Source organism: Paenibacillus sp. NAIST15-1, from assembly GCF_001894745.1.
Lineage (GTDB): Bacteria > Bacillota > Bacilli > Paenibacillales > Paenibacillaceae > Paenibacillus_B > Paenibacillus_B suaedae.
The window spans coordinates 499,158-519,076 of record NZ_BBYF01000002.1 but is presented as its reverse complement, the minus strand read 5'-3'; the positions used below and the strand labels follow the sequence as shown (position 1 = coordinate 519,076).

32 protein-coding genes are annotated in these 19,919 nt (G+C 32.9%); 1 reads left to right on the top strand and 31 read right to left on the bottom strand.

The window, feature by feature from the left end; genetic code table 11:
* Positions 1–78 precede the first annotated feature (78 nt).
* The 14 genes from PBN151_RS06090 to PBN151_RS06025 form a co-directional block, all read right to left on the bottom strand.
* Positions 79–753, bottom strand: a complete 675-nt coding sequence (locus PBN151_RS06090) for a hypothetical protein (RefSeq protein ID WP_072728179.1) — start codon at positions 751–753, stop codon at positions 79–81.
* Positions 746–1,144, bottom strand: coding sequence for a hypothetical protein (locus tag PBN151_RS06085; protein WP_139295280.1), 399 nt, complete (start codon positions 1,142–1,144; stop codon positions 746–748). The genes PBN151_RS06090 and PBN151_RS06085 overlap by 8 nt, the downstream gene beginning before the upstream one ends.
* Positions 1,145–1,270: 126 nt before the next feature.
* Positions 1,271–2,026, bottom strand: coding sequence for a hypothetical protein (locus PBN151_RS06080; RefSeq protein WP_072728175.1), 756 nt, complete (start codon positions 2,024–2,026; stop codon positions 1,271–1,273).
* A gap of 218 nt (positions 2,027–2,244) precedes the next feature.
* On the bottom strand, positions 2,245–2,496 hold the full coding sequence (locus PBN151_RS06075; protein WP_072728173.1) for a YolD-like family protein: 252 nt from the start codon (positions 2,494–2,496) through the stop codon (positions 2,245–2,247).
* Between the two features lie 65 nt (positions 2,497–2,561).
* The gene (locus tag PBN151_RS06070; protein WP_072728171.1) at positions 2,562–2,900 is read right to left on the bottom strand and encodes a hypothetical protein; all 339 of its coding nucleotides are present in this window, start codon (positions 2,898–2,900) and stop codon (positions 2,562–2,564) included.
* A gap of 37 nt (positions 2,901–2,937) precedes the next feature.
* Positions 2,938–3,282: a hypothetical protein gene (locus PBN151_RS06065; protein ID WP_072728169.1), complete on the bottom strand. Its 345-nt coding sequence runs from the start codon at positions 3,280–3,282 to the stop codon at positions 2,938–2,940.
* A 48-nt stretch (positions 3,283–3,330) separates the two neighbouring features.
* Positions 3,331–3,528, bottom strand: coding sequence for a hypothetical protein (locus PBN151_RS06060; protein ID WP_072728167.1), 198 nt, complete (start codon positions 3,526–3,528; stop codon positions 3,331–3,333).
* Positions 3,529–3,570: 42 nt separating this feature from the next.
* Positions 3,571–3,780, bottom strand: a complete 210-nt coding sequence (locus tag PBN151_RS06055; RefSeq protein WP_072728165.1) for a hypothetical protein — start codon at positions 3,778–3,780, stop codon at positions 3,571–3,573.
* Positions 3,781–3,813: 33 nt separating this feature from the next.
* Positions 3,814–4,068: a hypothetical protein gene (locus tag PBN151_RS06050; protein WP_072728163.1), complete on the bottom strand. Its 255-nt coding sequence runs from the start codon at positions 4,066–4,068 to the stop codon at positions 3,814–3,816.
* Between the two features lie 58 nt (positions 4,069–4,126).
* The gene (locus PBN151_RS06045) at positions 4,127–4,483 is read right to left on the bottom strand and encodes a helix-turn-helix domain-containing protein (RefSeq protein ID WP_175560605.1); all 357 of its coding nucleotides are present in this window, start codon (positions 4,481–4,483) and stop codon (positions 4,127–4,129) included.
* A gap of 168 nt (positions 4,484–4,651) precedes the next feature.
* Complete coding sequence (locus PBN151_RS06040) at positions 4,652–5,476, bottom strand: ATP-dependent DNA ligase (RefSeq protein WP_083545042.1); 825 nt, start codon at positions 5,474–5,476, stop codon at positions 4,652–4,654.
* 178 nt (positions 5,477–5,654) lie between these two features.
* The gene (locus PBN151_RS06035; protein WP_072728156.1) at positions 5,655–7,922 is read right to left on the bottom strand and encodes a DNA methyltransferase family protein; all 2,268 of its coding nucleotides are present in this window, start codon (positions 7,920–7,922) and stop codon (positions 5,655–5,657) included.
* A gap of 56 nt (positions 7,923–7,978) precedes the next feature.
* Positions 7,979–8,203: a hypothetical protein gene (locus PBN151_RS06030; protein ID WP_072728154.1), complete on the bottom strand. Its 225-nt coding sequence runs from the start codon at positions 8,201–8,203 to the stop codon at positions 7,979–7,981.
* Positions 8,204–8,468: 265 nt separating this feature from the next.
* Entirely contained in the window at positions 8,469–8,687 is a 219-nt protein-coding gene (locus PBN151_RS06025; RefSeq protein WP_072728153.1) for a hypothetical protein, read from the bottom strand.
* Between the two features lie 185 nt (positions 8,688–8,872).
* On the opposite strand from PBN151_RS06025, the gene PBN151_RS06020 reads away from it, so the two are divergent.
* The gene (locus tag PBN151_RS06020; protein WP_072728151.1) at positions 8,873–9,319 is read left to right on the top strand and encodes a hypothetical protein; all 447 of its coding nucleotides are present in this window, start codon (positions 8,873–8,875) and stop codon (positions 9,317–9,319) included.
* Between the two features lie 26 nt (positions 9,320–9,345).
* On the opposite strand, the gene PBN151_RS06015 is transcribed toward PBN151_RS06020, so the two are convergent.
* The 17 genes from PBN151_RS06015 to PBN151_RS05940 all read right to left on the bottom strand — a co-directional run bounded on the left by PBN151_RS06015 (position 9,346) and on the right by PBN151_RS05940 (position 19,795).
* Positions 9,346–9,585 (bottom strand): hypothetical protein, encoded by a 240-nt coding sequence (locus PBN151_RS06015; RefSeq protein ID WP_072728149.1) that lies wholly within the window; start codon positions 9,583–9,585, stop codon positions 9,346–9,348.
* Positions 9,586–9,587: 2 nt separating this feature from the next.
* Positions 9,588–10,055 carry a hypothetical protein gene (locus PBN151_RS06010; RefSeq protein ID WP_072728148.1) on the bottom strand — a complete coding sequence of 156 codons (468 nt, stop codon included), beginning with the start codon at positions 10,053–10,055 and terminating at the stop codon, positions 9,588–9,590.
* 179 nt (positions 10,056–10,234) lie between these two features.
* The gene (locus PBN151_RS06005) at positions 10,235–10,672 is read right to left on the bottom strand and encodes a hypothetical protein (RefSeq protein WP_072728146.1); all 438 of its coding nucleotides are present in this window, start codon (positions 10,670–10,672) and stop codon (positions 10,235–10,237) included.
* Between the two features lie 157 nt (positions 10,673–10,829).
* Positions 10,830–11,042, bottom strand: coding sequence for a hypothetical protein (locus tag PBN151_RS06000; protein ID WP_072728144.1), 213 nt, complete (start codon positions 11,040–11,042; stop codon positions 10,830–10,832).
* A 50-nt stretch (positions 11,043–11,092) separates the two neighbouring features.
* Positions 11,093–11,296, bottom strand: coding sequence for a hypothetical protein (locus PBN151_RS05995; RefSeq protein ID WP_072728142.1), 204 nt, complete (start codon positions 11,294–11,296; stop codon positions 11,093–11,095).
* An 83-nt stretch (positions 11,297–11,379) separates the two neighbouring features.
* Positions 11,380–11,694: a hypothetical protein gene (locus PBN151_RS05990; protein WP_072728140.1), complete on the bottom strand. Its 315-nt coding sequence runs from the start codon at positions 11,692–11,694 to the stop codon at positions 11,380–11,382.
* 41 nt (positions 11,695–11,735) lie between these two features.
* The gene (locus PBN151_RS05985; RefSeq protein WP_072728138.1) at positions 11,736–12,146 is read right to left on the bottom strand and encodes a hypothetical protein; all 411 of its coding nucleotides are present in this window, start codon (positions 12,144–12,146) and stop codon (positions 11,736–11,738) included.
* A 45-nt stretch (positions 12,147–12,191) separates the two neighbouring features.
* Entirely contained in the window at positions 12,192–12,389 is a 198-nt protein-coding gene (locus PBN151_RS05980) for a hypothetical protein (RefSeq protein ID WP_072728136.1), read from the bottom strand.
* A gap of 34 nt (positions 12,390–12,423) precedes the next feature.
* The gene (locus PBN151_RS31025) at positions 12,424–12,582 is read right to left on the bottom strand and encodes a hypothetical protein (protein ID WP_175560620.1); all 159 of its coding nucleotides are present in this window, start codon (positions 12,580–12,582) and stop codon (positions 12,424–12,426) included.
* Positions 12,583–12,607: 25 nt separating this feature from the next.
* A complete protein-coding gene (locus PBN151_RS05975) occupies positions 12,608–12,835 on the bottom strand; it encodes a hypothetical protein (RefSeq protein WP_072728134.1) in 228 nt (75 codons plus the stop codon).
* A 117-nt stretch (positions 12,836–12,952) separates the two neighbouring features.
* Positions 12,953–13,279 carry a hypothetical protein gene (locus tag PBN151_RS05970; RefSeq protein ID WP_072728132.1) on the bottom strand — a complete coding sequence of 109 codons (327 nt, stop codon included), beginning with the start codon at positions 13,277–13,279 and terminating at the stop codon, positions 12,953–12,955.
* A 291-nt stretch (positions 13,280–13,570) separates the two neighbouring features.
* Positions 13,571–13,804, bottom strand: coding sequence for a YgiT-type zinc finger protein (locus PBN151_RS05965; RefSeq protein WP_072728130.1), 234 nt, complete (start codon positions 13,802–13,804; stop codon positions 13,571–13,573).
* Between the two features lie 54 nt (positions 13,805–13,858).
* Complete coding sequence (locus tag PBN151_RS05960) at positions 13,859–14,140, bottom strand: DUF4258 domain-containing protein (protein WP_072728129.1); 282 nt, start codon at positions 14,138–14,140, stop codon at positions 13,859–13,861.
* Positions 14,141–14,234: 94 nt separating this feature from the next.
* Entirely contained in the window at positions 14,235–14,840 is a 606-nt protein-coding gene (locus tag PBN151_RS05955) for a defense against restriction DarA-related protein (protein ID WP_072728127.1), read from the bottom strand.
* Positions 14,841–15,158: 318 nt separating this feature from the next.
* Positions 15,159–16,433, bottom strand: coding sequence for a hypothetical protein (locus PBN151_RS05950; RefSeq protein ID WP_370510404.1), 1,275 nt, complete (start codon positions 16,431–16,433; stop codon positions 15,159–15,161).
* A gap of 976 nt (positions 16,434–17,409) precedes the next feature.
* On the bottom strand, positions 17,410–17,973 hold the full coding sequence (locus PBN151_RS05945) for a hypothetical protein (protein WP_175560619.1): 564 nt from the start codon (positions 17,971–17,973) through the stop codon (positions 17,410–17,412).
* A 793-nt stretch (positions 17,974–18,766) separates the two neighbouring features.
* On the bottom strand, positions 18,767–19,795 hold the full coding sequence (locus PBN151_RS05940; protein WP_072728121.1) for a tyrosine-type recombinase/integrase: 1,029 nt from the start codon (positions 19,793–19,795) through the stop codon (positions 18,767–18,769).
* Positions 19,796–19,919 lie beyond the last annotated feature (124 nt).

Below are 19,919 nucleotides of genomic sequence, written 5' to 3'. Positions count from 1 at the left end.
GATCGGTGGCCCTTTTATCGTACCTATGAGGATTAACGAAAGAACCACCGAGAGGAGCAGCCGGCCTATGGCTGCTTTTTATATTTCTTGTACATCGTTTAAACTGTTCACGTACTTCATGTACCTGTCCAAGTTAGGTACAGTACTAACGCACTCACCAATCCAGTGACGCGGTTGGAATTCTCCAATCCAATACACATGACTATGGTTGTAAGAGTAAGCCTCATCTTCTGGGTCATCATAATTTTCGTTAACCCATACATACATAGCCCATTTATTCTTGTATCGGGTAGCAGACACACTGAATGTAACGGAGCAGTCATCATCACATTCTATGTCTTGCAAAAATTCGTCATCTTCACTTAGAAGGTTCTTAACCTCTTCCTCATACTTTTTTAATAAAGTTCTTGGATAGAACAGTTCATCCACATGTTTGAACTGTTCGAAGTACGTTTTGCACTCATCACATTTTGTCCATCCATCTCTATTGACGAGTACCTTATGCCCGCATTCTGAACATGTGATATAGGCGTACCTTTTCTGTTCTAGATACCGTGTTTCCGCACATCGCATTTCCCGATATAGCTTTTCCCCCAGTGAATATGGTGAAATATCCGGTGTCAACTCTTCTGGAAGAAACGCGTATTCGTGATATTTCCATTCGCGGCTATCACTATACCTGTATTGATAAGTGTAGACGACTTTTTCCAAAGTCGGAATTAACCCAGGAACCAATGTGTTTTCTTTAATCATTTTCTGAACCCTCCATCTCTCCGTATTTGAGTACCGCTTCGTACAACCAAGCTTCAACTTCATCCAAGTGTTGCTCGTGCAAGTCATTGATGAGCACTTCAAATGAGAAATGATTCTGAGAGTATCTGTCAGTTGAGTATGTTACGTTGAAAACACAATTCGTTCCAAGAACGTGATACTCGGCATCTGCAACTGTACGCGTATAATCAACAGTAATTGCGATTTCTTCCCCTTCGTCTTGAATGTCAAGTATGTAATGACCACCATCTGCATCGATACTACTTTTGCCGAGTAAATATTGTAAAGCAGCTTCCGAATTAATAATAACCCCATTTTCGAAATTTTCCTTTTTCATTCTTATCATCCTCTCTTCTTCATCAATTTGCGCCATCTTTGTAATCTTTGCGGCGTCTATTCTTCTTAATCTAAATATAGCAAATTCGGTTGTGTAATACAACCGAACATAAAGGGAACATAATCTAAATTATGTGATTTTATATATAATGAAACATGTCTTTTATTTTGTATTGTCGTAATATCCAATTGACAATTCTTTTTGCATTTCATCTTTTAACTCTAGACTATGCAAATTAATATCATCGTGTATTTTTCTTAAGTTTTTTCGTGACTCGGTTAAATTAATATCTTGTTCAATATAGTTTATATCGTATATTTCTTCTAGCTCAAGTAAAGCTTCTGTCAATTTTGAAGATAAGATCAAGCATATGCTTTCTACTTTCTTTGACAAGTATAAACGAGTTAATAAATATTCGTTTTTAGCTTTTACATAAGCGGCCTCCATTTCCCTAACTTCGTTTATATTGTAATAACTCTCTACTTTTTTAACTAAGTATGGATCTGTTCCGTTATTCCAGTTTTCAGCAATAGTTAACCATTCACTTTCTGACAGATTAAAACGTCTTAAATATTCCGCTATTACTTCATTTGAGAAATTTTTAAAATCTGGTATTTGCCTGATCCCTTGAAATCTACTTACTCGGCTTGATGCTTCTAAAAATAAATTATACAACTTCATATATGTTTCGTGCCTTTTAGTCGTATACAAATTGAAATCATACATCTTTCTTTGAATATCAAATTTATTGGCCTCTACTAATAAATTCAAATCGTGTTTGTGATTTTCTATTCTTTTAGAGAACTCTTGTTCAACATATTTTTTTGCCAAGAACCTTAAGCCTGCCCACACTGTCGCCAATATCAGTGGAATAGAAATAATATAACTTCCCCAATCAATAGGAATATGTATATTCATATTATTATTTCCTTTCATATTTGTATTTTATTATAATTCATAAGATTCGAAAAAATATTAATTACGAACTGATTTAATTATACAACCCAGATCATATATAACAGTTTCATCAAACTCAATTAACTCAAGTCCTTTATATCCCTTTTAACGGGTATATTTTCAAATCCATATCTATGTCCCACCATTTTTTGAAACATAAATATTCAATTCATTAAAATTTAATCCCTTGGATAATCCATGCTCATAATATCCATAAATGGGACTTTTGTAATTACTTCGTCTTGTCTTACATGAACTTTTCCTGTTCTTGAGTCCATTTTAATAATTTGTCCTTTTACTGGCTCTTCCCGCCCCCAAACCGTCAGTACTATAGCAGACTCTTCTTGATAAGCTTCAGTCAGTTGGTTTCCTAATTCCTCTAAAACAAATTCATCACGTGTCGGACGTTTTGGTACCTTAGGTTTTGCCATGTTGTTACCTCCTATTGCTGTTATATTCAAGTTATATTTCAAACCTCGTTTAAAACAGTTTCACATTAATTCACCAATGTCCATTGATCATTTTTTTCGTCATGAACAAAAGCGCATACCCCTATAGGAGTGTTGACATTAACAAATCTACTGTTTGCAATTTGTCTTCCAGCTTCTTTAGCCAATCTAACCATAAAGAAATTAAGAAACTTAACATTTGAACAAGCAAAAACATAATCAAGTGTTTCAGTTAAATCTAAATTTTGGTCGAGAATGATCATGTCTTCATAGTTAACAATCAAAGGTACCGCGTAAGTCACATATGATTCATATCTTCTAGTGAGTATATCTTTCTGTTCTTGACATAAGCCTGTCCCTTCATCCACAAATACTTTCGCTTTCAATGTAAGTCCTCCCATCAAACAGTCATTTCATTTAGAATCATGATGCTATTTGCTTATATTGATATCCAGTTTTTGACTTACCAATAAATTGATATTTGAATATCAGGGTACTTAGTTTTATCTCAGTGATAGAACCAACTTCAAAACTCGTTTCATTCAACTTATTTATGAAGCTTGGATTAAAAATTTCATCAGTGGTTCCATTGTCAGATACGATTTCAAACTTCTTCAAATGATCTGGTAACTCGCTGACCTCTTTCCAATAGTCCAGTGCTTGTAAAGCTCCTCTGCCGATTCCTGCATTATTTATGGCATCTGAGATATCATTTCCAATAACAAATTCTTTCTTGCCATGTAACCAAATGAGTTCATAAACATTCATTTATTAGCTCTCCAATCTCTTTTAATTTTACCCTATGAAATAACCCTTTTATGATACAATTTCTTCAATATCATCACGTTCACTTAATTGAACAAGAATGAATCCTAATCCCCATGCAGATATTTCATCATGCGTCATTACTTTAGGATCAAGAATCCCATTACCTTCAGAAAAGGTCTTATCTAGCATGTACATTCCGTATTCGAAAGTAGTGTATTTTTCTCCATCAATCATAAATACTCTCATTTAATGCACCTCCGATATCCGATAACCTTTTCATTGTTTACCTTATACTTCTTCAAGAACAACTTTATATTTCTTTCCTGTTCTCTCATTTATATATTGCGTCATTTCACCGTAAATATAATTTTGTCGCACATATGTAACTTCCTTGTTTTCTTCCTTTGCTAAAATTTCCATTAACTCATCTGAGCTTTTAACTGCGTAAACTCCAAAATCCTCTATGTACTTTTCATGATAGGCATAAAACAATTTCATCGATACCTCTCCTTTCTAAAATAAAACAGTAATTTAGTTAAAATTAATTTCCGCTACATTCAATCCTAGTTTTTCTAGATGATCGTTTGCAGCCTTAAGGCCACCTAAAATTCTAATTTCTGCTTTCAAGCGCCATTTTAGTGTCTCCCAGTCGGTTTCTTCTGTTTTTTCGTTCACTCTAAATTTTAATTCATTTAAACTCGGAAAATATACACCTTTGATTAGCGCTTTAGTTGTTGGACACTCAAAAGCATTTGTTTCATAAAAATCCTTCAGCTGATTACTCATTTCTATCACTCCTATGGTATTAGTATTAATCTATTTCCCGTTGAATCAACAGTTACATTTAAATATCGCTTTCTATTTTCACCAATGTTGCATCAACCATCCATTGTGCACTACCTTGATAATTATCAAATAGTACTTGTACCACAACATCATGAGTAGGTGAAATTGCTGTTACAGTGCCCTTACCTAACAATTCATGTTCAACTCTCTTTTCTTTTTGAAGTCCAATAAATGATTGTCTTTCCATATAATAACCCTCTGTTGATAATCCAAATACAAATTCCATACCTTCCCTAGTAACAACCCAATCACGCCCTACTTTTCGAAGCGTACCATCTGGGAATTCATCTCTTCGATGTCTTATCGAGGAATCATCCTTTTTGCCCCATCGAGTAGCTGCTTCCTTGGTGCTCATAATGTCAGGATCATTCAGGTTAATTCTTAACATCCAATCACCTTTTCTCTATTTCCTTATCTTGGTACTAGTATATCATTCACGCACGCGTGATGTCAATACAATATCTATAATATATTTTCATATTTTATTCCTTTAAATATGTAAAAAAGCCGAATTTCTTCGGCCTCATAAAATAAATGATTCCATTGCTGGCGATCTTAACATACCATTCTTAGTCCAGTTTCGAGTCTTTACTCTGGCTTTAACAAATGGCTCCATATAAACATAATTATTATCTTCTTTATAAGCCAATTTCTTTTTCACACGGTTAAACTCTTTCTTTTGATCTGGGGAAACCCCCAACTCTAAAATACCAACTGGCCTTAACGTTCCATTCTCAGTTATGATCGATGTTAACCATCCAAACTCATTTTTTCTATAACCTGTGATATGCACATCAGCATATGTCCAATTTATTGCCTTTTGCCAATCCCATGAACGCTTATTTACTTTGTAAGTCGAATTTATATTCTTGATTACAATGCCTTCGAGCATGGCTCCTTTAACGACCTCAAAGACGTCTACTGGGCTTCCTGTCATGAATCTACTCTTAGTATGTCTATCTGATTCTGGAAAGGCTTCCTCAAGCAATTCCTTTCGTCTGAACAATGGCAAGCCTGTAACATCAACACCCTTATACATAACAATGTCGAATGCAACAAATGTGACTTTACGCTTATCACGTTTAGACTTGAATCTCTTTTGTAGCTCTTCAAAATCTGGCTTCCCTTGATTGTCTGTTAATATAACTTCACCATCTAGTATTGTATTATTGGGTAAATCAATCTCAAGTAACTCAGAAAAGGTCGTGGTTACTTCGTTATTGTGCCGTGTATATAATCTAACCTGATCCATTTTAGATAATACAAGCCTAAATCCATCAAACTTCAATTCGGCAGCGTGGTTTGGACTATCAAAAGGAAGATTGTTTTCTGTGTACTGTAGTAACATTGGAGAAACGAACATAATATCACCCTACTCCATTATACTAATAATTCAATAGTAAGGTGAAAGGTAAGTTATTCTATTGAATAATTGATTGTTTATAAATATTTCACTTTTATTTCTCAATTTTCTTAACATTTTTCAATACATTTCTTTTCTATTAATAGGTAAATCACCAGTCCCCCTAAACGGCTTCAGATGCTTCGATTTCAATTTTTTCAATCACAACTAATATAGTATTCACCCCTGTTCCTGACTCTTTAAATGAACCATCTGGGAGCTTTTCATAATATCCTTTGTCACTTAACCAACTTCGGAAATGTATACTTTTAGCGTCATTTGCAAATGTCCAATGAGGCGACATGATAGCAATCAATTTACCTCCATCTTTTAAGCAACTGTAAGCATGTAATACATGTTCAATATCCTGATTCTTTTCAAATGGTGGATTCATAATAACTTTATCATATTTTATTTCGCATTCATATGTTATAAAGTCATCTGAAATTACATTATAGTTTTTCAATTTTAATATTTCTGATAAAGTATGATTCCGTTCAATCGCTTCTAATTTCAATTCTAAACCATTTTCTTGTGCATGGACGGTTATTCCATCTAGTATATTGCCATTGCCTGCTGACGGTTCTAGAACTATTTCTCCGTCTCTTAAATCTGCCAATTCAATCATTTGATTAACAATGTTCGCAGGTGTAGGAAAATATCCATAAATTTTAACCAATTTCACATTTGATTCCAGTTTCTTGATTTTTACTTTGATTGGATCAATAGGTCTTTGTATTTTATCTTTAATAATTTTATATTCTTCTACTGCTTCAATCAGTTGATGAGTATTATATATCCCTGCCTTTTGCAGTCTTTTTTGCTTTTTAGGTATTTCAGCATTATACCAGTTATTTAAATCAAAACGAGTATCAATTTCAGGATATTTATATTCATATTTCTGTATTGAATAATTCTGTATCTGATCACGAAAAGATCCAACTAAAAGACATTGCTCAAAATTAGTCATTTCGTTCAATGTAGCTTTATTTCTAAGATACTCAAGCAAAGAAATATCAAAACGCAATGAATTACGTTTCATTTCTCTACCGACTTCTTCTTGCTGCCGTTTCCACGTATTTGTTTTATAATTACCAGATAAAGAATCTAATTTAATTTGGGCTGACTCGATCTGTTTATCAATTTTTTCAATGAAATTTGTTTGATCGTGTTGCTTTTTACTTTCGGTTGTTTGACTTACTTTAGCTTCATTGTTGCTATCATCGATATTCATCATAAATTCAATTTCTTCAACAATATTTTGACCTGCCTTCGATTTGCTAATCAAATCACTGGCCTTCTGTTTACTAATGACTAGATTAGTTGTATTTAATCTTGTGGCACAATGTAAAGCCCACAGTTGACGTTTAGAAGCTTGTTCTTGATCCGTAGCATTATTCTCTTTTGGGTCTTGTGTTTGTGTGTCATATGCTTCTTGTGTTTCAAGCTGAATAGCATTAGTAACTTTCTGAGAACGTTTTGTTTTAGTGAATACAGTTTTTTCTGTATATTCGATTACCTCTTGTAATGTGTAAACTTTTACCCTCCCTTCTTGCATTTCTTTTTCAAGGCGGTTCATTGGTTGGTAGTATCTCTTAGCATTTTTTTTACGTTGATACCCTCTTTTTTCGCTTCCTAGAATCTCATACGTTACGCGAATCTGTTCACCTACTGTATAAACATCATTGACAATCCAATAATGTCCATGATACGAAAAAGAAAGGATGTCACCAATGTTAATAGTTTTTCCTTCCTTTTCAACTGGTTTAATAACTGTCTTTTCTACTTTCACTACTTCAGATTTTAATGCATCCGAGTCAGTTAATACTTTTTCAATTTTCTTAACGAATTTATTTAGTTTTTCTGCTTTTTGTTCATCTGCTGTTTTAGTTTTATCTTCCCAATTGTATTCATTAACTGAAAATACACCTTTCCCCTTAGCAATAATTTGACCATCTTTTTCAATGTGCCATGAGCAGGCTTTAGGGTTGCCATGTTGAAACGTTGGGTAAGTTTCGATTACTGTATATTCTTGCCCCTCTCCTGCTTTTTCTTTCTCTTTTTCGATAAGCACAGCACAAGAAGCTTTTTCATTTTCAGTGGATGCTGAATCGTTCATCATTGCAGTTAGTTTTGCAATCCTCTTATTTTCTATGTATTTTTTGTTATTATAATTATATTTTTTTACTTGATATCCAGATTGGCGATTATTGTATTGATCGATAACAAGAACATATCCGTTTTTTTCTGCGATTCCATCCCATGAAGCTGGAGAGTAGTAATCAACCATCGAGTCAGATTCATCTGCTTTATATCCATACACTTTCCAACCGTTTTCAATTAACTTTTCCATGATCATTACTTTTGCTTCTCTCTTATCTCCATAGTACATATCTAACGCCTCCAGATTATGTATTGTATTGATTGTATTACATTAATTAATTTATTTTATTTATCAACCCATTGATATTCAACATACCCATTAGGGTTTTTAATTTCGACACGTTCCATGATTGCTTCTAATGTTGTTTTTAAGTCATTGTAAAAAGGAAGTTCATAATAATCGAATCCAAACTTTTTAAATAAAAACTGATCAATTGTTCTATATCCAAAGCTCCCAAGTTCAGTAGATAATTGTATAATTTCTGAAATTGTTAGTTCTGATTTTTTCATTGATAATTGCCTCCACGTACTATGTATTTGATAATTTTATTATATCCCTTTAGAAAAATAAAGTCAATATATATTTTGTTATTGATCATATATTTTATTTTATAAAAGGTGAAGCAAAGAATGAGTTTTTAGTATTCTATTAACCAAACACCGTGTACATTCTTTGCTTTTAGTCTTCCGTCTTCACACATACGCTGAACTGTGCGAATATTAATATCATTCTCTATTGCATATCCTTTTACTGTGGTTACACAGTCCAGCGGTGTTACTTTTTTTCGATATATATCGTATTGCCCATTCCATCTTCCCAACCGTTCACATCTTCACCAGCATCTAAATCGCTTATTATTTGCTCCATTGATTCCATATCTGGAGGTACAATAGTAGCTATTACCTTTTCGTCTTGAATCACTTCAAATTGATGTAAGTCAAAATTTAATTCAGATTCAACTACTCTATATCCTTGGCGCGTCCATGATTTCATATTCTCTTCATCCTCTCATCATCATTTGATATCTTGGCATTTGTCGTATGTACGACTTACTAAATCCAATTTATCACAATGTCGTATGTGCGTCAACCATTATTTTCTTATAAAAGAACTATTTCATACCCTAAGTATAAATTGATATTTGACTGTATAGAATGGATCTAAGGAGGGTTGTACATATGGAAAGAAAGGACAAGTGGTCTAATCAAGAAAATATTTTACTAGCTCAAACTGTGATATCTCACATTAGCAAAGGCAGTACGCAATTAAACGCCTTTGATGAGGTCGCAGAAGCGTTAAATAGAACGCCAGCAGCTTGTGGATTCAGATGGAATTCAGAGGTTAGAAACGACTATAAGAACGAGATAAGACAGGCCAAGACAGAACGTGCAAAATTGAAGGGAAATAAGTCAGTAAAAGTTGAGAGTTCAACAACGCCCTTTGATTCAATCATTGCTTACCTTTCCAGATTCGAACAATTGCTGAATGAAAAGGACAAGCAGATTCAGCACCTTAAGGATGAAGTAAGAAGTTTAAGACAGAATACTAATAGTGATGACTTGAATAGTCTTATGGAGATTTTGAGACGTGCCAAGGATCTTGGGGCCATGGATAAAATAAGTTAAGCCTGTAGTACAATCCTACAGGCTTTTTACGTTAGACAATCTGGAAAGCAATTATTTTGTAAGTAGTATTCTTCAAGATTAACTATTTTCTCAAAATCAATATTTCCATGATAAAATAGCACTTCCTGTTCCCTTCTTATTTTCAATACATAATTTTCGTTAGTGTATATAAATTCGGCCTCATATCCTGCAACCAGTAAATGAAGTGTATCACCATTCGCCATGTTGTTCCTTACTCTTTCAAATTCTTCTCTTATAGCTTCCATTCTCATTCTCTCCATGTCTTTCCTGAACTCTTGCTCAAGCACTTCTTGCATATCTTTGCTCCATCTGGTGGACTACTTACAGGATCACCGTATAATGCATTTATTCTATCTAAGTTGTAACTTTGACAGCTTGCAATTGCTTCACCAAAATAATTGCCTGCATGTTTATGCCACATGCCAGTTTTTGATTGCATCCAAAGAGAAGGTCTATCATGCTTCATTGGCTGTTCTGATTTCGTGCCTTTCTTGTTTTCAATTTTCACTCTCTTAGAAAGTTCTTCTCTAGCATTGCTCAAATCACGTTGTATTCTCTCTAGTTCGGTAAGTGATTTTCTTTCTTCAGAACCAGCAGGGAATGAAGCCCAAAACGCACCTGCATCAATACCCAACTTCTTTATTAATTCTAGATGGTTATTTAACTTTGATTCATAGCGATCAACTCTATTAATAGCTTTTTCCATCTTATCCACATTAAATGCCTCCTATGTATTTATCTTATATTCATTATAATTCTTTATTTTTGCGAAGTCAATATAATTTTATTATTTATTGATATTTTACACTAAAAAAAGAGCCTCTAAAGGCTCTCATGTACAATATGTTTAATTCCGTTGCTATCTCTTCTTTAGTAGAATGTTTTAACTTTTAACTAATACACTCTAGCTGCGGAAGTGTAACCGTAATCCCATCCACCGTCACCATCGTTAGATACGATCTTAATTCTATATGTTCCTTCCTTTGTTGGCTTTGTTTCCAACGTTACTTGATAGCTATTGCTTGATTTTGTTTCTCCAGAAGCAAATACTTTATTGCTCGGATCGTAAACTACCAATTTCATTCCCTTTTTATCGTCATCCCCTAAATATACTCTGAGGTGGGCACCATCTTCAGAACTGTAATCGATTGAATATTCAACTTCTCCGCTGCTTGGCAACACACCTGATTTTGATTCATAAGCGAGTGGTGAATATTTTTGATTGAATACATTCTTGAGTGGATTGTATGAAGTCACACTTTGAGCAAAAACACTTGTTGGAAGGGCAGTCAGAGTTAAAACAGTAAGGAATAAAACTACTTTCTTTTTCATTCTACACGCTCCTACAAAATAGTATGATGTATTGGATTGTGTATTTCTAGGAATATATTACCATATGACCTAATAGATTTCAACACATAATCGTTATAATATAAGCAATAAATACTATTGATTTTTTGTAATATATCGAATTAATGAAAACAGTATTTCAACATAATAGATATTTCCTTATAAATTTTCCGCAATTAATTTTAAGATTATTTAGTTCCCTTACTGATAAATGATTATAATGTTCTGGCTCTTCCTCAATTAGATCTAACTCATGTTGTACCAAATATATTAAATCATATATTGAAGTGTGTTCCATAGGGTCATATGAAACACCTTCAGGCAATGATTTTACAGCTAATTTGAAATCCATTGTTATTCCTCCTATATATTAGTAGCAGCTCAATAAATCCTCCATCCGTCTTAAACTTTAGGCTTTAAAATTCTGTATTGATCTACTTTAATCTCATATTTCTTCCATTTTCCATCCACCTTTTTACAAAAGTGCCATGATCCCATATGTTTAAAAATCGCCTTATCTTCATATTCAAATATTTTTCTTTCTACAACTCCACGCCCATATAATAATTCAACATTTGCTTTTTCGATAAATTGCAATTTCCCCATTTATTACAGCCTCCTCTATGTATATGAGTGTTTTCTTTATATTATTATTATATAACTTTATAAATATAAAGTCAATATATTTATTATACTTTAATTATTATTTTATTTATATGAAAGTAACATTTCATTGTCTGTTTGATAGTTTGAGGCAATAATGCTATGCATTCTCCACTTTGAATAAAATATGCACGTTGCAAGAATGTTAAAGTGTGATCACTGTGACCTTCTTTGTATTCTCTTGCTTGATCATTTCTCCACGAAAAATACGCTTCACTATCATTTACATTTTGTTTTCCACTTTTGACTTCCTCGATACACGCTATTGCATTATCGGCAAACCATTTTCTAGTTTTCTGAATTGATTCGTCTGTTAACTCAACTCCATTAAATCGCGCCATATTTATTCCTCCGTATCATATTGAAATAACATTTCATTTGATTATGCAATATCTTTTAAATTAATTATTTTACCTTCACCTATTAACTGTTTACGTTTTTCTAAGTTGTTTAAAACTAATTCTTTTAATTTCTCTGTAGCCTTAGCCGAATATCCAAACATCGATGGTTCTTTGGGAATTTGAGCTAAATTTAATTCAGACAATTTAATTTTAATATCGCTATCTGTAATTTTACGTTTTCTTCCGTCATAATTTACATCCTTTAGTAAAATAAATTTCAACTCATATCCTTCTAATACTTCAAATTTATCAGCCCATGAATAACCTTTGTGCAAATTCAAGTCATAGTTATAATTCTCTTGTAGATCTGGAGCTAAGAACATCTTATCAATATGGACTGCATCAGTGTCTTTATTAATTTCTAATTGTACATACACATTTTCTATTGCCATTCCGATTCCTCCAAGTTCGAATATAATTAAAATTTGATTTGCTTACTACCCCTCTACTTCAGCAACTGCGTAATATATTTCATCAATATCACTGTTATAGTCAATTGGTTGTTCATTAACGGTTATCTGATCATTACGAATCTCAATTGTACAATTTGGTGTATAAATTATATGGCCTTCTACTTCAAGATCGTACCCATTTGATTCAAGTAGTTTTATAACTTTCTTCTTCAACTTATTCATTAAAATCACTGTCCTTTCGTAGTGAATGTTAATTTTATTTGATAAATCCTAATTCCCTTAACTCTTCACCATACATAACCTCTAACAAATATGAAGCATTCACAATTGTAATTTTACATTTATCTTTAAATTGTCGTATATATTTGAACATTTCGTCCCAGTCGCCCCACAAACTCGCATCAACTACCAGCATTTTTTATTCCTCCATTCAGAATATTCTAGTTTTTTTCTTGCTTTAAAGGATTACACAACTTTAATTCACTTTCACCAATGGAAAACCAAGGTGTATCAATTGGGTCAATGTAATAAGTATATTCAAAATATGTTTCACCTGACCTTGTATCATATCCTATAATTTTTCGCTTACCAAGATTCACTCCATTTGAATTCGTCCAAATAACATCATCACCAATTTTAAACTTTCTTTCTCTTTTTGATTTGTTCATTTTAACTCCTCCATTATTATAGTTATTTGCATCCTCCTCCCCCTCAGTAATGAGGGGAAGGAACACATCACTTGCATTCACTTTTTTTATTGTTTCTAGAACCATATTTTATTTTTGTCATTTTACAATTTCACTTTCGACAATCAACACTTCCTCATCAGTTTCCAGATTGCCTTCGTAGCTGATTTTAAGTTTCTTCCCTTTAAGAGACTTGTTAAGCGCCTTTTCCAGTACTTCGTCATATGTATCGTAATACAACAAGTCTACTACCCAATGTCCACCGTCTGCATCTTTTACAGATACCGCATAATACACTTTCGAAGTCTTATCAAAGTAGATGTAATCAACCTTAGTAGAAACTTGATTTGCTTCAGCAGCCTTAACAACATTCGTGCTAATCATCATCATTACAAGTGTGAATACTACGATAAATGTTTTTTTCATTTTATTTTCTCCTTTAGTATATTATAGTTTTTTAATTATTTGTTTTATTACTTAGAGAGCAATGCACCAACAACCGTTAACTTTTTAATTTCTTGCTTTCTTTGGATCTTTGACATTGCAACGATTAATTGTGTTCTGCTCATCTTCATTACCACCTTTTTATATTTATTCATTTCCTTCGTTGAATTAAATATAACATATATCTTTATATATGTAAAGTGGTTATAAGATGATTTTTATTATTTTCTATTATTATTTTTCAAAAGAAAAACCAATAAGGCCATTCGTTCCCTATTGGTTTAATTGTTCTTTGTATTCGTCTATATGGTCGAATGCAAACGATGGATAAGCAATAGCATTACAATGCTTACAACGCATCACAGGGACGTTAGGAATAGTGTAGACTTTACCGTTAATCGTTTCTTCTTTATTAATGGTCGTAAACTCATGTTCTCGCTTCCCACACTCTGTGCAAAACATTCGCTTACCAAGGTTAATTAGTTCTTGCTTATCTTGCTCCAACATTTGTATCACCTCTTGATCATTAATATATCACTCGGCAAAGAGAAAAGGCAACAATCATATGACTGTTACCACTATTACAAGATTATCAAAGTCTATGCTGACAACTACGCTTCTATTCTCTTCATTTTTAATTCTATATTTATATGTTTTATATTCTTCATCATATCGTGGTTCACCTACAAGATCACAAGGGTTAAACAGTATGTGTTCGATCTCTTCCCTTGTAAATCCACGTTCTTTCATGCGATCTTCTGCATGTGTTGATATAACATAGAATCCTTTGTTCATCAGTCCTTTTACGAGTTTGAAGAGTGTTTCTTTGTCTAATGGCTTCATAATATAATAGCACTCCTTTATTGTTTATAGTGATATTATAATATATTTCTTTATATATGCATAGTAAACGTCTTGTTTATTTCAATACTTTATTTTATAAGATCCATTTTCTTAATTCATACTCTTCTAATTCGTTAGCGGTTAATTCTCTATCATATGCAATAATTCCATGTCTTCCTTTAGTCTCATCATATTTAATGTGCCCATTTGGTTGGCAATATGGAGACAATGGACGAAGCAGCATTTCGTACCAGTGTAAGCCCTGTTCATCCCTATTGTTTGCCTGTTCGTCTTTAAACTCAATGAATGCCTTTTCTGCTTTATATTTTTCAATGAACCCATTGAACAGTTTTTCATTATTCATTAATAATTCTTTTTGCTTATTTACTTCATTATAATCTTTATTGATTGATGTATTAACAGCAAATTCGATACCTGTTTCGCTCGAATCCTCTAGAATTGTATCACCGTTATGATTGATCTGGGTCATAAGGTTAATGTTTTTGTACCCATGTTGTTGGAATTGATTGATTAAGTCGATTGCCTCTTGAATATTGTTGCGCTCATATCTTTTGATGTTGGTAAAATCTCTGTCTACTTCCTCATCAAATTTGGTGGTTTCAATTATGTATATCAATTCAAGTTCTGTTCCGAGTCCCTTTTTCCAAGTACCATTACTATATGTTGCATTATTGTTCATTATTATATCCCCTTTAGTGTTATTTTATATTTATGATTATAATACATACCTTTTCATTTGTAAAGTCTTTATAATTAAATATCAATAAATTAACTCATCGTGAAATTTGAATACGGAACATTCCTGACAACATTATAGATCCCAATAACAGCCCATCACGGTCTTAGATGGGATGAACAAGCATTCTGCCTTTTGAATGCGCGTTAGCTGTATTATATTCTTGATAAATAATCTTACCTCCCTTTAAGAGCAACGAGCCTATAGAGTAGATATTTATTGACTTTTAGACACCCACTTAGTAAATATGTTTTACTAGCTCTATAGTTCATTATCTAACCATTGCTTTAATAGTCCTCTCATTCGCTTAGATGGAATGTATATAGTTATACTATTCCCTTCTCTTATCCCGCTTCTCCATACCCATTGTAACAAGTCTGATACGGAATATAGATCTTCATTAATCTTCACATTCTTGTCATTAAAGAAACCTTCAATAATAGGATTAAGGAAATAGTTAATCGTATATGCAATATGTATTCTATCCTTAAATTCATTTGTGGCTCTTGCATTACATGGAACAAATGATTTGGCATATCCTCGTCCCTTTATCTTAGATTGAAACTGTTTAAATGTAGTCCACATTACTTGATTAGACTTAGCTTTTACTTTGTTCTTAAAATAGTTTTCAGTATTGTTTTTAAGTTTAGGTAATAGATCTTTTTTATTTGTGTACCAACTTTTTGATAAAGAGTAATCAGGATCGCCAATATTATTTAATGTACCTTGATAAATAGTTATTTTACTTTTAATTTCTTTCTTAATCTGTTCCTCATATGTATTATCTGTTTTTGCCCTGAATGTGTAATAGTTGAATCCTCTATCTTCTACTGCTTCATACTTTTCATATTTAACATTGTTCATATCATAATAATATTTTTGTATCTGTGCATCGAATAGATAAGTTAATATGTATACTTCCTTGAAGGCTTTGAATACTTCTATTGGGAATGTCCAGATTAGAATCTTACCTTTATGTATGATTAGGTTCTTATTAAGTGCCATATCTCTAATGTCATTATATCGTGAGTCATAATCCTTCTGGGACTCGTTCCAATGGATATAACCATCCTTCTCATAGATAAGCTTTTGTTTGAATAGCAAGTCAATGTCACCCTGTTTAAGCTCAAGTTGCTCTATAACGTTCATTACTTCATCTAGGATTAGAATATAATTACCACTATGGATAAGATCTTTTGTCTCCTCATTAGCTCGTTTAAATAGTGCATGAGTAGAAGCAATGTTCTTGTTGTTGATGAGTAGATAATGTAATGAGTCAAACTTAGTGTGCTTCTCACCGTCTACTGTTGTGATCTTAGGGTCATAGAATCGTCTAGTACATGCTTTCTTTACTCGTTCAATTTCTGATAGATATGGAGTGATAAAAATGTAATTGTTCTCATGATCATAGTTCATAAGGTTGATAGCTGCTGATGTCTTACCAGACCCCATTATGGAATCGACTACTTTGATTGTTGATATGGTTACTTCCTCCTTTGATTGTGTTGTGATTAGGATATGTGCTTGTGATTCCATTATATCAAAGTTGATATATGAATGTAAATTATTAAATAAATAGTGTTAATTGTTATGTTGTGATGAAGTTCTCTTATATGATATAAACTTGTAAGCCGTGATAAGTGATATGACTATGAACAGTAATTGAGTGTTGATACACATATATAGTTATACAACTTGCTTTATCACACTGGCCAAACGGCTCCTGTTACAATAACGATTATTCGGAGCCTAACTATTATTAATAATGGTGGTGTCGTTGGTCTCCCCTTTCTCCTTCTCACTCTCATCACACTAAAATAATAAGCAAAATATCGTCCAACTAATATAATAATCTAACTAAAACAGTTAAAATGCTACTAATGTCTATTAGTTGGTGCTAAAAGTCAGTAAACATAAGGGTTTTATGACCATATAGAGGGGGGTAGTTTACAACTAAAATCAGTCTAATTGGTCGGAAAAGTCGGCTAACACATCAATCCACACAGCCAACTTACAAAACATCCGATATACATTATCACCTCATTTCCCGCTTCAGAATTTCCAATTTTGACACTCAAATAATCGTAACTATAATCGCAACACACATCGTGACTCATCTCTCCTATACAGCTATATAGCCCATATAATCACTCACCTATCCTCACTTTTCATCACCTTTTACTTCTCTCGTAATCGTCTCAAATAACCCTTTAAAATTTCCAATTTTCACTCCAAAACGTCAATTTAGTCTAATATCTCTCCTTCGGTATCCAAATAACCCTTATAATTGCTCAGTTCTAGCGATATCACCTAATCTTCTCTCTATCACGTCACCTCATAAATCACTCTCTAGCCCATATAAACACTACTCTCTATCCTCATTTCTCACCTAAAATAATCGCAATCACGATTATCACTTTTTACACTCACGATTACGTACCAGTATGGGGGGATAATTTTCATCCAAAACAAAAACAGCTACCTCAGTAACAAGGTAACTGTTAAATACACACTATTCTTTATCCCACTTTTTAATATTCTTATCAATCAAATCCTTATAACTTCTCAGAAACTCGTCTCTATAGTCCAAATTAGTCAACAAGTAGTGTTCAAACTTTGTTCCTGACTTGCCATTAACAGTTTGCTCAGTTTCAATATATCGACTATATAACAAATACCTTTTATTCAACTCACGAATCATATCATGGACACTCTTATACCCAAATCCTAATGTGCTAGCCATCTTATTAATGGACATCCATGCCTTGCCTTCTGAATTGTTCGAATACCTGCTCAGTAAACAATGTAATCCCAAATACCTCTCACCAAATCCTAAGTCTATGTAATGCTGCATAAGGGGTAAATCTAAGCTTATGTACTGGTCATTTATAGTTACAGGATAATCAATCATATCACCATGTTCATTCCTTCTTTTATCCGTAACTGGTTTATCAATAGCCGTGATGACAATTGTCTTATCAGTATCAATCTTCCCATTTACATCAAGAAGTCTATCCCAACGGGAAATATCAATCTTAATAATTTTCTCTTTAACTAATACCTTTAACAACTCCAATATTCTCTGAGCTGTGTATTTCGTTTCTTTTCTCAGTAGAGATATCGACGTAATAAACGTGTATTCATGTTCCTGATTAAATAGTCTGAACCGAAACATATTTAAATACAGATTGAAACCATCTATCCCTATTTTCTGATACTTGTTACTACCATCATCAAACCAATTAGATTTAACATATATCCTCTTCATACAAAAGTTCATGAGATACACATATCACCTCTTTCTCTAACATCAATTCTACAGTCCAATTTCTAAGTCCAGTTACAGGAATCAGAACACATCCCCCCTAAGACAATATAAATACATATCCTAAGTACAATACACTCTAAAACTAAAGATAATTGTCTTACAATACAACAACCAATCTAACATCCAAAAAGAACTCTCCTCCACTGGACAAAATCTCATTTTGTTCAGGAGATATTAAATATATTAACTAAATAATTATTAAATCTATTAACTCTATAGTCAAAAATGGGCTTTTTGTCACGCACTCATCCTCATTTTTGTGTTCATTTTTAGCTTTTTGTCAAGAAAATGGTGTTTTCTATATATAGTCAAAATCGATGTTTTTGTCAAAGTTTTTTGTACTCTGATTTTTCAAAAACGGTGTTTTTGTCAAGGCAGTTATTTATAAGCTCTTTCAAATCAACTATATTTTCATGAGCAAATCGCTCTAGCCCTTAGTTTATAAGGGTTTGGTACTGTTTCGATTCAGATACTTTTGTCATATAACCATTTTCTGTTTTTGATGTTTTTGTCACGATAATGTGCCACTTAGTGTTTTCAATTAGACAACCTTTTTGTCATCCCTCATCAGATGTCTCGCAAGTTGGTTGTATACGTTTTGATTTAAGCTCTTCAGTAAAGACAAAACCTGTTCCTTACTTAAGTCATCAAAGACCGTCTCATCGATGGTACGGAACATTTGTATGCCAGCTAGATCCTCATAATTTATTTTCTCTTTCACGTATGTACTCATGAATGTCTGGACTGAGGCGTGGCCTGTTTGTTCCATATCTGATTTCACACTATTCCCGTTTTCTTGTCCGAATGTAGGCGCTACTTTTCTTAGTGAGTGTGTTACCACTCTTCCTTCAAACTCCAAAGCCTTTGCAGCCTTTGTTATTGCATCATGAATAATATCTACTGTTAGATTCTCAAACAGGCGCGTGTCTCCATTAAGATTATCAAGTAATTCAAATAACCATAGTTCAATAGGCATTGATCTTTTTTGATTTCTTTTATCAACAGCAGTTACAAGATAGAACTCTGAGTTCTTGTCTTTTCTTATATCTTTCTTTTTATCTATATTTAAAATTGCGTCCACCCTAAAACTTGTGATAACTGCTAAGTACACAAAAGCATATAGTTCATCTCCATACCTTTGTTTTTTTAAGTAATCAGCTAGAGTCATAACCTCCTCTTTTGTTAATGATTCATAACTGTCTGGAATGTATTTGAGTGGTTTTAAAGCGAATATCATATGATCAATATCATAACCTTCACTCTGTAAGAATTTATAGAGGTTGCGTGTTGCTGACATTTTTCTGTTTCTCGTTCCTTTAGAATTACCTTTTGAGTTCAGGTAATTACGATACTCAATAACACACTTTTTAGATAATCTTGTACCCTTACGACTAATTACATCTTCAGGTAACAATGATTCAAGTTCTTTTCCGCATATAAAATGAAAAAATTCTTGTATGTCTCTTCTGTACTCTTTCCTTGTGTTTTTACTCTCATACTGATTTAGAAATGCCATAATGTCAGAGTATACGTTGTTTAACACTAATCCCTGTATTGTACAGCTCTCCACTTGAATATCACCTCACCAACTAATATACTCTAAATTTAGATTAGTCGGTTATTTTTGTCAATATGATATTGATATTTTGTTTTTAATTTTGTTGACTTTCAATATTGTGTTTTGTTATATTTTT